We start from the raw sequence: 13,167 nt of genomic DNA, 5'->3' as shown, positions 1-13,167 counted from the left end.
ATGTAAAAGCTAAATTATATAATAAACGCCCTTAAAAATCATAACCCATCGAGGTCATCACATAGCTGCGATCTTGTGTGTTGGCTTGAAACTTAGGGTTATACCCGCCTGAAAAATAGCCCACTTTATAACCCCTATGTATGGTAACCTCGTAGCCATTGATTTTAAACATGAGATGGATGTGCTTACTGAGGTCATATCTTAAAGTCAGCATGAGGCTTTTGGAGTTGGCTCTGGGTGATTGGATGATTTTGCCTAGAAGTTGCCACGAAAAGTTTTGCACCTTAAAGCCCACATAAGCAAAAGCCGTGAGAGAGTTGGCGTTATATAGATTAGAATAAGCTTTGGCGTAAGGAGTGTTGTCTTTGGTGCCAAAGGGGACGGGCAAACCAGTCCAGCCGATACACGCGCTGGCGTTGCCAAAGTTTTTATACACCCCCCAACCAAAGTTGTAATGGTTGGCAATGTCAAAATGCTGGTAGACGAGTAGGCTAGCCGTGTCTGTCCCCACCAATGCGCTTCTAAAATATCTGTGTGCCATATAGGAGTCATAAATGGGAAACCACGCATAAAAGTGGGTGTGGACTCTCCAATTGACACGGGCTAATTTAAAGTCAAGCTGCAACCCCGGGGCCGTGTAAAGCTTGGGGTAAAACCACACAAAGGGCATCACCGTGATGTGGTTGTATTTGTAGTCGTGTCTATAGACAAAACTTAAAGAGTGTAGGCCGTAGTTGATGTGCTGGCCATCGGAGAATTTGTAGCTAATGGGGGCGTAGAAGTCGCGGATATACTGGATGTTGGAGCGCGCCCGTCCATAGGAGCTAAACCATTGTAAACTCCAGTCGCCGAAGTGTAAAAAAAGTTGGATGCCTTGATTGTAGCCACTTAAAAACAAGGCGCGGCTGCGGTAACGCCCGAGCTTAAAGCCAAAATGATCTTTATAGCTGTAATCCAAATACAAAGTGTGGAGCACAAAGTCGCGCGTGTGCATGTCAGTTTCATAGCGGGAGTGTTTCCAAGGCGCGTCCATAAAATAGCCTTCCCAACGCCCCATGTAGTAGTAGTTAGCAGGCAAAAACCCTTTTTCTAGTCCGCTGGTGTCTGTGAGCGTCTGTGTCGAGTCGTAGGCCAAATCCCCTAATTCTGCACCTATGGCGGCTTTGAGTTTATGATTGCTGACAGATTTTGGCAAGAGATTGACACCCAGCTGCAAGGAAGCCACCAAAGTGACATAGCTGCCTGTGGGGTAAATGCCTTTGGCTGTGTTGATGGGGCTGTTGTTAAAGCCGATGCGCGAGAATGAGCCTCCAAGTCCAGAGATTTTATAATCTAGGGCGTGGACACAATTAAAAGTGCCAAAAAGTGCTGCTAAAAGTCGTTTCAAAATCTTGCCTTTTTGAAAACCACCTTCACAAAATCCTAAGATTACCCATGCTAGAATGTGGACGAAATTTATTTTACCACAAAGGAGTTTTAATGGGGCATTTAAGCCATTGATTTTTGCGGCTTTGGTGAGCCGTCTAGGTGCTTATGTAGAAGTGGGGTACGCTGAAGGGCGGCAGGCACCTTTGCACCCCGTGAAGTTGAGTGTGCTGAGCGTCAAGGCTTTGGCAAACGCCAAAAGGCGGCAGCAGCTGTTGGAGAAGCGGGCGGTGCAGGAAGCAATTTTGGCGACCGAGCAGATTCTTAAGCGTTTAGCTAATTATAAATCTTTAGACATCCGTGCGGGGCAGTATGACGGGTTTGTAGGCAAGTGCCAAAAGCATGTCAATGTTTACTTTCCCATCAGCAACGCCTCCACGGAGTTGCAGAGTGATTACCATGTCAGCTTCCATTGGCGCTTTTAGGCGCTCTTGGTGATGATCCCTCCGCCCAGCACGCAATCGCCCTCGTAGATCACGAGGGCTTGCCCTAGGGCGACCCCATAGACGGGTGCGTCAAAGGTGGCTTTAATGGTGTCGCCCTCTAGGTGCACTTGTGCCTTAGTGGGCGTGCTTCGGTAGCGCACTTTTACTGAGTATTTCCCCTCTTTAAAGTTTTCGGGCAAGGATTTATTTTGTGCCTCTAGGTTAACAACGGCCAAATCTTGCTTTTCGCCCACAATGATCTCGTTTTTGGCGGCATCAATGCCCACGACAAAATGCGGGGTGTGTGCGCCTTTCACGCTAAAGCCCTTGCGTTTGCCGATGGTGTAGTGCATATAGCCCTTGTGTGTGCCCACCACTTGTCCGCTCAAATCCCTAACTAGCCCCTCACAATCCACCTCAACATGCTCTTTGAGCGTATCTATGTAAGATTTTTCCACAAAGCAGATTTCTTGCGACTCTTTGTAACTCTGTAAATCCCCCAAAAAGGGCATCGCCCCTAGGGCTTTGGGCTTGATCTCACTTTTGAGTAAATCCCCTAGGGGGAAGATGAGCGCATCTATCGCCCTTTGGGGCAGGGCGTATAAAAAATAGCTCTGATCCTTGCTTAAATCCATGGCCTCCCTAATCCTTAGCACTCCACGCACCTGCTCTAAGCGGGCGTAATGCCCCGTGGCGATTTTTTCACAGCCCTTGCTTAGGGCAAACTCTAAGCCCAACCCAAATTTCATCAAGGGGTTACACAGCGCACAGGGGTTTGGGGTTTGTCCGCTTTTGTAGGTGTCTATGAAGGTTTGATAGACTTTTTCGTAAAACGCCTCTTGAAAATCCACCACCTCAAAGGGAATCTTTAAGAACTTTGCCACCGCCTCGCAGTTTTTAATGTAGTGGGCGTGCTTCTCTTCCTTGCCATGCAATCTCAAATACACCCCTAAAAGGTCGTGTCCGGCTTGCTTCAACAAATACGCGCTATAAGAGCTATCCACCCCTCCACTCATCAAAACAGCAACCTTCATCATTCATCCTCATCTTTAGGTTTGGGTGGGGGCGGGGGTGGGGGCGGGGCTTTAAAAAGGGGGCCTTTTTGCAGCATTTCGGTCAAACTCGCCGCCTTAGCCGGGTCCATTTTGGCAAGGATTTTGCCCATGTCCTTTGCCTCTAGCTTAGATAGAATCGTGGCGGCTTTGTCCATGGGCATGTCTTGCAAAATGGGCGCAGCTTTAGAGTCTTTCATTTTGGCATAAGTCGTGGCGACCTTAGAGTTGCTGCCCTCTTTAATCTCTTTTAAAAGCTTCTCGTTTTGTGCGATGAGCTTCTTGAGGTCTTTTTCTTTTTGTGCCTGCAGGTCCTTAAACGCCTTTTCTTTGGCCTCAAATTCTTTTAAACGGGTGTCTAAAGCTTTTTCCCTTGCGGCAACTTTGGCGTTGCGTTGATCGAGCAGACTTTGAGTCTGCTCTTGCAAATTCTGTAAAGTCAATGCCCGCTCTTGTAAGAGCTGTAGTTGGTTACTTAGCTCCGCCTTACGGGATTCAAAAATCGCGTTGCACTGCAAAAACTGCTTGGATTGGGCATTTGTCCCCTTGGGGGTTTCTAGGCTAGGGAAAGGCTTTTGTGGGGAATTTCCCTCCCCACTGGTGCGGGGGGTTAGGGAAGATCCCCCCCCGTTGGGGTCAGCAGAGCTATGGCTTGCCTCGCCTAAGAGCAAACCCACACAGAGCGTGAAGAGCCATAACCTACGCACGGCGTGCCTTTTGTTTTTGATAAAAGACCTCAGCCCCGATCGCGTCCATTTGTTTTGCCTCTTCTTTTTCAAGCTTTTGCGCCCTTTTCTTGAGCTCTAGGGTGTATAAATACTGCAACTTCTCGTATTCAATGCACGCATTTTTGTAGAGTTCCCTTAAGTGGGTGTCTATGTTCTTAAGCTCGCTGATTTCTAGCCCCACTTGATCGATGGCATATAGGTAGTTCTTTTTTAGGCTGTTGCACTGGGCAAAAGCGGCCATGTTGGCCTTAGCGGGCACGCTTAGGGTGTTTAGTTCCCCTAGCAAATCCTGTTGTTCCTCTTGCTTGGCGTGGATTTTGGCAAGGTTAGCGGCAATATCGGCCTCGCAGCGTTGCATGGCTTGTTTTTTGGCCTGCACGAGAGCTTTAAAGGTCTTTAAGTTCATGGCAACAACACCATGTTTTCGCGCTGCGGGCTGGTAGACACCACCCCGATTTTCACCCCAATGAGTTCTTGCAAGGCGAGGATATAGTCTTGCGCTTCTTTAGGCAGGGCGTTAAAATCGCTCACGCCTGCGCTGCGCTCCCATCCCTTAAAGCGCTTGTAAAGGGGCTTTGCCCCCTCTAAACTGGGGTGTGCGTCCTCATAGCCAACGCCCACTAAAATTTCCTCTAGGCCATCCAGGACATCGAGTTTCATTAAGGCAAGTTCGCTGCACCCATTGAGTCGGCAAGCGTATTTGACCGCCACCGCGTCAAAATACCCGCACCGTCTAGCTCTATTTGTGGTTGTGCCATACTCATGCCCCTTTTCTCTTAAATGCGCCCCCACCTGCCCTAAGTCCTCGGTGGGAAAGGGCCCTAACCCCACACGGGTGCAATACGCCTTAGCCACCCCGATGATTTTATCAATGTCTTTAACACTCAGTCCGCTCCCACTGCACGCCCCCGCTGCTATGGTAGTGGAGCTAGTTACAAAAGGGTAAGTGCCAAAATCCACATCGAGCATGCTCCCCTGTGCGCCCTCTAGTAAAATCTTTTGCCCTCGATCTATGGCCTCCCATAAAAGGGCGGTGGTGTCGGTGATGTAGGGCAGCACTTTGGGCGCATAGGACATCAAATAATCCTCAAGGGCATCTAGCGTGGGTAAGTCTGGGGTGTTGGCGTGTGCGCTCAAGTGGTGGGCGAGCTTGTCTTTTAGGCGTTTGGGCTCTCTTAAATCCCCCACCCTAAGCCCTACACGCCCGACCTTGTCTTGATAAGCCGGCCCGATGCCCTTTTTGGTCGTGCCGATCGCGCTTTGCGTGTTCTCAGTGCGGACATCTTGCATGGGGTGGTGGGGCAAGATCAAATGTGCTCGATCGCTCACAAACAGCCGTTCCTTTAAATCTCCAAAGGGCTTCATTTCCTCCACCAAAGCATCCAAAGCCACCACCACGCCATTGCCGATCACATTTTTGCACTGCGGATATAATACACCCGAGGGGATCAAGTGCAGGGCGTGGGTTTTCCCATCTGCGACGATCGTGTGCCCCGCATTGTGTCCGCCTTGAAAGCGCACCACAAACTCGTAATTGGGGGCTAGGCGGTCCACTAATTTACCCTTGCCCTCATCGCCCCACTGCACCCCCACAACTATATCAGCCATTTCATTTCCTTTCACATAAAGAGCGAATGCACGCTCTCGTTGTGGTAAATCCTGCGGATCACCTCAGCAAACAAGGGGGCCACACTTAGCACCGTGATTTTGGCATGGTTGCCCTTATGTGGGATCGAATTGCTCACCACCACCTCATCGAGCGCACTCTCTTGAATGCGTTTAATGGCGTTGCCACTCAGCACTGCATGCGTGCCTATTGCCATCACCGAGTGCGCCCCCCTAGCCTTCAACATCGCCGCCGCCTTGCAAATGGTCCCGGCGGTGTCGACCATGTCATCGATCAAAATCACATCGCGCTTATGGACATCTCCGATGATATTCATCACTTCGGCTTCATTCGCCCGCTCACGGCGTTTATCCACAATGACTAAATCTAACCCCATTTGGCTGGCAAAATACCTAGCTCTTGAAACCCCTCCAATGTCCGGGCTAGCCACAATGGGGTTTTTAAACGCCCGCGATAAAATATAATCCCTAAAGACGATCGAGCCGTAGAGATTATCTACGGGGATATTAAAAAAGCCTTGAATTTGCCCGGCGTGCAAGTCCATGGTGATGATTCGATCGATCTGCACGGTCTGCATTAAATCCGCCACAAGTTTAGCACTGATGGGCACTCTAGGGGCGGCTTTGCGATCTTGTCTGGCGTAGCCAAAATAGGGGATCACGGCGGTGATCGAGTTAGCGCTGCTGCGCTTGAGCGCGTCCACCATGATTAAAAGCTCCATGAGGTTGTCGTTCACCGGGGCGCAAGTGGGCTGGACAATACACACATCACGCCCCCTAACCGACTCGCTGATTTGCACATTGATCTCCCCGTCGCTAAAATGCCCCAAAATCGCCTTAGACAAGCCCACATTTAAATGCCTTGCCACTTCCTTGCTAAAACTCGGGTGCGCACTCCCGCTAAAGATTTTAAAACTGCGCGTTTTCATTCAAACTCCTGTAAAATAATCCACCGCTTTTGCTTGAAGCGTGCTGTAAATCTTTTCAAAATCTACTCCATAAACACGGGTTTGGGCGATGCTTGTCATAAAATTCGTGTCCTTGGCAAAGCGGGGGACCAAGTGCCCGTGCAAATGCGGTGCGATGCCCGCCCCCGCCACATCTTTGATGTTAAAGCCCAAATTCACGCCCTGTGCTCCAAAGGCATAGAGTAACTGTACCCCCTCATACAAGCGCTTTTGTAGATGCAGCCACAACTCTAGTCCCAAGCCTTCAGGGCTGTCTTGGTGGGTGTGTGGGATCACCATGAAATGCCCGGGAGTGTAGGGGTAACGATTCATCACCACAAAACACAGAGAATCCCTAAAAAGCACATGGTTTTTAAGGTCGTCTTTAGGGTTCTGGCTAATGGCGCAAAAGACGCATGCAGGCGCGTTTTCTCCCACGAGGTAGGGGCTGCGCCATGGGGCGTATAAATGATCCATCACAGCTCCTTAAATGTAATTGGGGGCATCGTTGGCAAACAAGATCAAATCTTTGGCAAAGGTGATGGTTTGCAACACCTGCTCCAACTGGCTTTTATCCTGCAAGAACACCTTCTGGGGGCGGTTTAAGTGCTTGGTGAAAAGCTCGGCGTTGAGTTCTCCTGTAACCACCACGATGTCAAACACCTCTTCAATGGCCTGCGCTAGCGTGATGTTAGACTCTGTATCGCTTTCTACCAAGCCCGGCGTAACAATCACCTTGCGCCCCGGATATAGGCTAGCTAGGCGCACGCTTTCTAACATGCCCTTTAAATTGCCATTGAAGCCATCGTCGATGATGAATTTGTCGTTTAAATGCAGGGGGTGCAGGCGGTGGGGCACGGGTTTTAATTTAGACACGAGCCGCTGGAGTTGTTCGGTGGCAAGCTCAAAGTAACGCCCTACTAGCACCGCTAGGGCGATGTTATCCACATTGAACGCCCCGAGGATCTTGGTTTCAAAGGGAGTCCATTTATTGTCTAAAAAGAGCTCAAAGCTGGTCCCCTCTAAATTGGCAACCACAGAGCGCACTTGCCCGGGGTAGGGCTGGATGCGGTTTTCGATTCCGCCATAAAAGGGTTCTAGGGGGTTGTTTTCGTGGCAAAAGGCGCGGATGAGGCGGGAAGATTGCAAAATCTCGGCCTTGGTTTGGTAGATGTTGTCTATGTTTTTAAAATACTCAATGTGTTGGTTGCCGATCTCGGTGATGATGGCGTAGTGATGGGCTAGGAGTTTAGAGATCGCCTTGATGTCGCCCTTTTGGCGCGCTCCGGCTTCAGCGATGTAGAGAGTCGCGCTCTCTTCTAGATTGTTGTTGATGTCCTGACTTAGGCCTAAAAGTGTGTTGACACTGCCTAGTGAGCTGTAGATTTTATAGCGGCTTTGCAACATTTGGTAAAGGTAGTTTTTCACGCTGGTTTTGCCAAAGCTGCCCGTGATGGCGATGATTTGTAAATCCTTCATGCGCCTTAGTTTATCCTTAGCAAGGCGGACATAGCCCTTAGAGATCAAACTCTCAAGGGCTATGTAGGCGGTGTGTACGAGCGCGATCAATAAGAGATACAACCCAAAAAAACTTTGGTTGTAGGCGTGGGCTAACAGCGCGTCCGTAGATAAAAAAGCAATAAAAGCGCAAAAAAGCGCACCACCCTGGGGGTGAAAACCAAGGGCTTGTCTAGGCGCATGCGCCAAATGAGTAGGGCGGGTAGCTGCACGGCCCCCACATAGACCATGAACGCCAAATCCCACCCCTTAAGCTGGGTCATGACAAAAACTGCTAGGGGTAAAAAGGCGTGCAACAGGTGCCAACGCCGCTTGTGGTGCTTGGTGAGCACTCTAGCAAAGCTGTAATTGTACCACTGCAACAAAGTGATTAGGTAGTAATTCAAGCCCAAAATAAAGCCCCAAAGGGCCATCCATCTTAATGTGTCTAGCATACTTCACCCCACTCTTTTAAACATTGCAAAAATTCCCCTTCCACCCGTGCTCCCTGCTTGAGAAAAAAGTAATGATCCCCTTTAAGCACTACAAAGCGGTTTGTTGGCATTAAGGAGACGATTTGTTGCCCCGCTTCTAGGGGCGTGGCCATGTCCTCTTGCCCCCACACAATCAAGGTCTTTTTCGTGCAAGCTTGAAACGCGGGGCTAAAGTCCTCTTGTACCGTGTATTTAAAGGTTTCATACATGGCGGGGTTGAGGTTGTCTGCGTCTTTGCTTCTAAGCAGGCTTAGGGCTTTTTTAAGCCCGATGGACTTTAAGGCTTTGGCAAATTTGATTTTCAAGCGGGTTTTAAAGGGCTTAGGCATTAAAATCCCCGCACTGCTAAGAAGGATGAGATACAGGCTCTCACACAGCAGAGCAACCTTGCCCCCAAAGCTGTGCCCCATGGCAGTGTTGATTTCCACTTGCAAAGAGCGGCAAAACGCGTCCACGATCTTGGCATAATCTAGGGGGGTTAAAAAGGTGTGATTGGGGCTTTTACCAAAGCCGGGCAAATCTAGGTAGAAGTGGTTAAAGGCTTGAAAATGAGACTTAAAGGCTAGTTGCATGAGTTCTTTAGAGCTGCCCCAACCATGCAAGATGAGAAGATTTTTTGGAGCTTTATGATCGCAAAAATCGTAGGCGATCTCAAAATCTACTCCCTTGTAAGAGATGGTGCGTTTAGCCATCACTTGGCTTTTTGGATTTGGTGGATGTAGTTATAGGTGATGGGGATGGGGGTGGGCTTGGGGAGTTCTAAACATTCTAGGATATGGCTAAAGTCTTCAAAGAGATAGTGGGCGAGGCTACCGGGAATGGGGTTGATCTCGTTTAAATAGACCTCATTGTCGATCACAAAGAAGTCGCACCTAATGATCGCCCCCACAAACAGCGGATCGTAAAGAGCCTTAAAGATGGCGTGCATTTTGTCCTCTAGGGCCGGGCTAAGATCGGCTTTTGCCACCTTAGCGGTGCGCCCAAAGTCCAAATACTTTTGATCAAAGCTTAAAAAATCCTTCTTTTGAGGCTCTTCAATGGTGGAGAAAACAAAGACGCTTTCGCCCTTCTCTTGGATTTTGCACCCGGCCAGATTGTACTCTTTAACCCCCTCTTTAAAGGGCTCGATCAAGACTTCACTGTCAAACTCAAAGACCTCGTCTAAGACAAAGGCAGCCTCGCGATCCTCTTTAATCACCCCAATGCCAAGAGAGCTGCCTAGGCGGTTGGGCTTGACAATCAAGGGATAGCCCATGGATTTTAGGGCGTGTTTGTTGTGATGGTCTAAAAACACATAGGGCAAGGCATTCACGCCCTTTTCTTTGGCAAGCATTTTGGTGAAGTGCTTGTTAAAACTTAAAACGCTTGCCTCCACTCTAGGGCCGATGAATTTCACACCAAAAAAGTCCAGCAAAGAGGCGATCTTGCCATCCTCACCATCTGCCCCATGAATCAAATTAATGAGCGTGGCAAAAGCAACTTTTTTAGAAGCTAAAAAGCCCTGCGTGTAAAAGCCGTGCATTTTTAAAGTGAGCTCGGGGCATTTCTTATACTGCCCACTGGAAAAGAATTGCGCACGCATGTCTTTAGGCTCGATCAAATAGAATTTATGCATCCCATCTAAAAAGATAAAAGCCTTGATTGACGCGCCCAACACCTCTTTAAGCGCGATCGCACTCACAATGCTGATTTCGTGCTCAAAACTCTTACCGCCAAACAATAGCCCATACTCCACTTAAATCATCCTTGCAACAACGACCTTAAGAAAAAGCCCCATTATACCCAAATCTTATAAAAATAAGCCCCTTAAACAGATATAAGGTTGTTTAGGGTACAATGGCACGCTAAATTTTAAAGTAGGTGCTAGGGTGTTTTTTAATAAAAGTCAAGCCTCTTTTGCGCTTTGGTGGACGGGGGGGTGTGTGTGTCTCCCATAGAGAATGTCAACGAAGCGAGTCTCATCAGCACGAATATTTCAAGGGCCCTTCACGAAGCCAAGAAAGTGTTGAGAGATAAAGGCGTACGCAGTGCTTTAGAGTCCGAGTTGCTCTTAGCCCATATTTTGGGGGTGGATCGGGTGTATTTACACATACATGCCCAAGAAGAGTTAGACCCCTTTGCCTTTGAGCGTTTCATGCACATGGTTAGAGTCCGCGCTAAGGGCAAACCCATTGAGTACATCACCCACGAAGTGAGTTTTTACGGCCGGACCTTTTTTGTCGATGAACGGGTGTTGATCCCAAGACCAGAGACTGAGATTTTAGTCAACCAAGCCTCAAAGTTGATCCAAGACAATGGGATTAGAAGTGTCGTAGAAGTGGGGATTGGCAGTGGCGTGATTGCTGTAAGTTTGGCGATGGCAAATCCTAAAATCTCTATTTTAGCCACAGACATATCGATGGATGCTCTAGAGGTGGCGAGCATGAACATCAGCACCTTTAATTTGCAAGATCGCATCGAATTGTTCCAAACTTCGCTGTTAGAAGGTGTAGACATTAAAACCCGCACTTTAGTGGTCAGCAACCCCCCCTATGTCCCCCTAGATTACCCTCTAGATGAATCTGTGCGCTACGAGCCGGAGATCGCGCTGTATGGGGGCGAGCATGGCGATGAGATTTTAAAAGTGTTGATTGAGGAGGCGGCTAATAAACGGGTCAAGTATTTGGCGTGTGAAATGGGCTACAACCACAAGGCATCCATGAGCGAGCATTTGGGTTTACAAAAGTACCACCCCAATTTTTACACCGACTACGCTGGGCTAGATCGGGGCTTTGTCGCCACAAGGCAAGTCTAGTTGCGCTCCTTGTAATCCGCGTATTCAAAACTCTTTAAAAGTTTAAACGATTCCCCGTCCAGTAGCCCCAAAGAGGGCAGGGCGATCCCGTTGAAGGTGCTGTTTTTCACAATAGTGTAATGCAGCATGTCTTCAAAAATCAAGCGATCGCCCACTTGTAAGGGGCTTTTAAAGCAATAAGGGCCGATAAAATCGCCCGCCAAACAACTCGTTCCCCCCAGCATCACGCCCCCTTGTGGGTCAACCTCCACTTTCTCTAAGCCCTCAGCACCTAGGTGCAAGACCTGCGGGGTGTAGGGCATCTCTAGGCAGTCTGGCATGTGATTGGCGATGCTGATGTCTAAGATGGCGATGTCTTTTTCGTTATGCACAATGTCTATGACGCTGGCAAGCAGAAAACCCGTTTGCCAACCCACCGCCTCCCCGGGCTCTAAAAAAATGTCTTGGATGTGGGGGTACTTGGCCCTAAAATCGTGAATCGTGTTTTTAAGCACTTCTAGGTTGTAGCCCTCTTTGCTGATGTGTTGTCCGCCTCCAAAGTTCATCCACTCCATTTTTTCAATCGTGTCCCCAAAGTGCTTTTGGACATGCTTTAAGGTTTCTTGTAAGGCGGGGGCATCTTGTTCGCAATGCGTGTGGAAGTGCAAGCCGCTAATGCCCTCTAACCCGTATGCTTGCACGCCCTCAATAAAGGCGGTAGGCGTGATGCCTAGGCGGCTAAAGGGGGCACAGGGGTTGTAAATGGCGGTGCTGACTTCACTATAAAGGGGATTGACCCTTAAGCCCATTTTAATGGGGGAGAGTCCTAAATTGTGGAGTTTTTGGTTTTTGAGTAAAATTGTGTCCTTATAGCGTTGGTATTGGCTAAAAGAGTTAAAAATGATGTGCGAAGCAATGGGTAAAATCTGTTGCATATCGCTCTCTTTAAAACCCGGGCTAAAAATACAAATTTCTTTACCGCTCTCCCTTGAGCCAAATTCCTCATAAGCGAGCACCGCCTCATACACCCCACTCGCACAACACCCCCACAAACTCGCCCTCACCCACTCAAAGCACCGCCAAAAAGCAAAGCCTTTTAGAGCCAATAAGATTTTAATTTGTGTCTCTTGCTGCACCCTCTCTAATAGGGCTAAATTTGCCTTGAGCTTGTTTAAATCCAAGACATAACAAGGGGAGGGGATGGCGTTGTAGTCCATTAGGCAGGCCTAACATGCATGAATTGTTTGACAATACGCTCCACATCTAGGGGGTTGGACTTGGAGATAAAGTCATCGGCGTGCAGAGAGCGCGCCATTTCTTCATTGCTGCTCCCGCTCATGGAGGAATTGACTACAATGGGGATGTTGATCGTGCGTTGGTCTAATTTCGCCCGTCTAATCACCTCAAACCCGCTCGCCTCGGGCATTTCTAGGTCAGTGATGATGAGCCCCACTTCCTCAACAAGAGTCTGTGGGTCGAAGAGATAATCTAACAGCTGTTTGCCATTGATAAAGTCTAAATGCTTGATGCCTAGCTTGTCTAAAATCACCTGCATGGTCTTTAAAACGCTGGGTGAGTCATCGGCTAAGAGCACGATTTTATCGCTGTAAAGTTGCTTGAGTTGATCTAACTCCTCGTGGCTTTCTTGCTCGATCCAAGGGAAGACATCCACCAACATTTTTTCAATATCCACGACTTGCACCAACCGCCCATCGAAGTAGCGGGTACGGCTGACTAATTTAGAATTGCCCGTGTTGCCCCCCACGCCCGCACTCTGCTCGATCTCTGTCCATTTTTTATTTAAAATGCGATCAGCTTCATAGATTCGTACCCCAATGGTCCAGCGCGAGAACTCGCAAATCATCACAATCTCATCGCCATTTTCCGCCTTTTCAATGCGGTAAGGGCGCAAATCCCGCTGTTTATTGGCGCTGTCGTAGTAAAACCATTTTTTCATGTCAATGAGGGGGATGGTGAGCTCTCTTATGATGATCAAGCCCTCCACCAAGGAATTAGGCTCGTGGCTGATGATGGTTAAGCTCCCATTGTACTTCACCACCTCGCGGATTTTGAAGACATTGACCGCGTATAAATCCTTGTTCTTGCCTAGCCTAAAGCAGAGCAGTTGCAACTCATTGTTTTTATGCAGGCTCGTGACTTGATCGATGTGGGCTAAGTTGTTGGGCATCCTCTTCCTTTA

At 48.7% G+C, this 13,167-nt stretch carries 13 protein-coding genes and 1 pseudogene; 2 read left to right on the top strand and 12 right to left on the bottom strand.

What is annotated here, in order from left to right:
• Positions 1-31: 31 nt before the first annotated feature.
• Positions 32-1,390, bottom strand: a complete 1,359-nt coding sequence (locus QUE23_RS07420) for an outer membrane family protein (RefSeq protein WP_286349439.1) — start codon at positions 1,388-1,390, stop codon at positions 32-34.
• Positions 1,391-1,442: 52 nt separating this feature from the next.
• Here QUE23_RS07420 and QUE23_RS07415 point away from each other — a divergent pair, with 52 nt between their 5' ends.
• Positions 1,443-1,850, top strand: a complete 408-nt coding sequence (locus QUE23_RS07415; protein WP_286348423.1) for a hypothetical protein — start codon at positions 1,443-1,445, stop codon at positions 1,848-1,850.
• Here the strand turns inward: QUE23_RS07415 and mnmA are convergent.
• From mnmA to QUE23_RS07370, 9 genes and pseudogenes are all read right to left on the bottom strand, one after another.
• A complete protein-coding gene (gene mnmA / locus QUE23_RS07410; protein ID WP_286348422.1) occupies positions 1,847-2,884 on the bottom strand; it encodes a tRNA 2-thiouridine(34) synthase MnmA in 1,038 nt (345 codons plus the stop codon). The two genes, QUE23_RS07415 and mnmA, sit on opposite strands and share 4 nt — an antisense overlap.
• Positions 2,884-3,609 carry a MotE family protein gene (locus tag QUE23_RS07405; RefSeq protein WP_286348421.1) on the bottom strand — a complete coding sequence of 242 codons (726 nt, stop codon included), beginning with the start codon at positions 3,607-3,609 and terminating at the stop codon, positions 2,884-2,886. The genes mnmA and QUE23_RS07405 overlap by 1 nt, the downstream gene beginning before the upstream one ends.
• Positions 3,602-4,036: a flagellar FliJ family protein gene (locus QUE23_RS07400; RefSeq protein WP_286348420.1), complete on the bottom strand. Its 435-nt coding sequence runs from the start codon at positions 4,034-4,036 to the stop codon at positions 3,602-3,604. The genes QUE23_RS07405 and QUE23_RS07400 overlap by 8 nt, the downstream gene beginning before the upstream one ends.
• Complete coding sequence (locus QUE23_RS07395; protein WP_286348419.1) at positions 4,033-5,238, bottom strand: adenylosuccinate synthase; 1,206 nt, start codon at positions 5,236-5,238, stop codon at positions 4,033-4,035. Before QUE23_RS07395 ends, QUE23_RS07400 begins: the two co-directional genes overlap by 4 nt.
• 11 nt (positions 5,239-5,249) lie before the next feature.
• Complete coding sequence (locus tag QUE23_RS07390; protein WP_286348418.1) at positions 5,250-6,185, bottom strand: ribose-phosphate pyrophosphokinase; 936 nt, start codon at positions 6,183-6,185, stop codon at positions 5,250-5,252.
• Entirely contained in the window at positions 6,186-6,680 is a 495-nt protein-coding gene (locus tag QUE23_RS07385) for an HIT family protein (protein WP_286348417.1), read from the bottom strand.
• 9 nt (positions 6,681-6,689) lie between these two features.
• Positions 6,690-8,155 (bottom strand): annotated as a pseudogene (locus QUE23_RS07380) (Mur ligase family protein).
• Positions 8,149-8,886 carry an EstV family lipase gene (estV, locus tag QUE23_RS07375; RefSeq protein WP_286348416.1) on the bottom strand — a complete coding sequence of 246 codons (738 nt, stop codon included), beginning with the start codon at positions 8,884-8,886 and terminating at the stop codon, positions 8,149-8,151. Before estV ends, QUE23_RS07380 begins: the two are co-directional and overlap by 7 nt.
• Positions 8,886-9,929, bottom strand: coding sequence for a D-alanine--D-alanine ligase (locus QUE23_RS07370; protein WP_286348415.1), 1,044 nt, complete (start codon positions 9,927-9,929; stop codon positions 8,886-8,888). The genes estV and QUE23_RS07370 overlap by 1 nt, the downstream gene beginning before the upstream one ends.
• Before the next feature lie 225 nt (positions 9,930-10,154).
• Here QUE23_RS07370 and prmC point away from each other — a divergent pair, with 225 nt between their 5' ends.
• On the top strand, positions 10,155-10,988 hold the full coding sequence (gene prmC / locus QUE23_RS07365; RefSeq protein WP_353622248.1) for a peptide chain release factor N(5)-glutamine methyltransferase: 834 nt from the start codon (positions 10,155-10,157) through the stop codon (positions 10,986-10,988).
• Here the strand turns inward: prmC and nspC are convergent.
• Both nspC and QUE23_RS07355 read right to left on the bottom strand, forming a co-directional pair.
• Complete coding sequence (nspC, locus tag QUE23_RS07360) at positions 10,985-12,184, bottom strand: carboxynorspermidine decarboxylase (protein WP_286348413.1); 1,200 nt, start codon at positions 12,182-12,184, stop codon at positions 10,985-10,987. The two genes, prmC and nspC, sit on opposite strands and share 4 nt — an antisense overlap.
• Entirely contained in the window at positions 12,184-13,155 is a 972-nt protein-coding gene (locus QUE23_RS07355; protein ID WP_286348412.1) for a chemotaxis protein, read from the bottom strand. The genes nspC and QUE23_RS07355 overlap by 1 nt, the downstream gene beginning before the upstream one ends.
• Between the last annotated feature and the right edge of the window lie 12 nt (positions 13,156-13,167).

Source organism: Helicobacter felistomachi (assembly GCF_030296895.1).
In the GTDB taxonomy this organism is placed as follows: Bacteria; Campylobacterota; Campylobacteria; order Campylobacterales; family Helicobacteraceae; genus Helicobacter; species Helicobacter felistomachi.
Note: the sequence above shows the minus strand (reverse complement) of the source record. Positions and strands in the feature narration are given on the sequence as shown.

Bases quoted from the DNA above. Each gene is read 5' to 3' on its own strand.
- QUE23_RS07415 (WP_286348423.1), top strand. From the start codon at position 1,443: ATGTGGACGAAATTTATTTTACCACAAAGGAGTTTTAATGGGGCATTT.
- mnmA (WP_286348422.1), bottom strand. From the start codon at position 2,884: ATGAAGGTTGCTGTTTTGATGAGTGGAGGGGTGGATAGCTCTTATAGC.
- QUE23_RS07400 (WP_286348420.1), bottom strand. From the start codon at position 4,036: ATGAACTTAAAGACCTTTAAAGCTCTCGTGCAGGCCAAAAAACAAGCC.
- QUE23_RS07395 (WP_286348419.1), bottom strand. From the start codon at position 5,238: ATGGCTGATATAGTTGTGGGGGTGCAGTGGGGCGATGAGGGCAAGGGT.
- QUE23_RS07390 (WP_286348418.1), bottom strand. From the start codon at position 6,185: ATGAAAACGCGCAGTTTTAAAATCTTTAGCGGGAGTGCGCACCCGAGT.
- QUE23_RS07385 (WP_286348417.1), bottom strand. From the start codon at position 6,680: ATGGATCATTTATACGCCCCATGGCGCAGCCCCTACCTCGTGGGAGAA.
- estV (WP_286348416.1), bottom strand. From the start codon at position 8,886: ATGGCTAAACGCACCATCTCTTACAAGGGAGTAGATTTTGAGATCGCC.
- nspC (WP_286348413.1), bottom strand. From the start codon at position 12,184: ATGGACTACAACGCCATCCCCTCCCCTTGTTATGTCTTGGATTTAAAC.
- QUE23_RS07355 (WP_286348412.1), bottom strand. From the start codon at position 13,155: ATGCCCAACAACTTAGCCCACATCGATCAAGTCACGAGCCTGCATAAA.